Raw genomic sequence first — 220 nt, 5'->3', positions numbered from 1 at the left:
GCTCAACTGTTCATGCACAAGGGGCTTGGAACCCTCATGAACAGCATATGGCGCCTGCAAGTGGCGTAATTGCAGCAGAGTTAGAGCAATTTTCACCACGACAAGATATGCGAATTGGCCGAATTAGTTTTGATATTTTTGGATTGATTGCATTTGGTGAATTTACGATTAAGACCCATGTAATTCGTGCTGGTAAAACGATTGAACTGATTGAAGCTGA

General features: G+C 42.3%; 1 protein-coding gene. It reads left to right on the top strand.

Annotated elements, in window-relative coordinates; all coding sequences use genetic code 11:
* On the top strand, positions 1–220 hold a 220-nt coding region (locus tag ACNQO6_RS18580; RefSeq protein ID WP_440209929.1), incomplete at both ends, for an acyl-CoA thioesterase domain-containing protein.

It is taken from the genome of Acinetobacter calcoaceticus (genome assembly GCF_051947995.1).
GTDB lineage: Bacteria > Pseudomonadota > Gammaproteobacteria > Pseudomonadales > Moraxellaceae > Acinetobacter.
The sequence above is the reverse complement of the archived record's forward strand: the minus strand, read 5'-3'. Positions and strand labels throughout refer to the sequence as shown.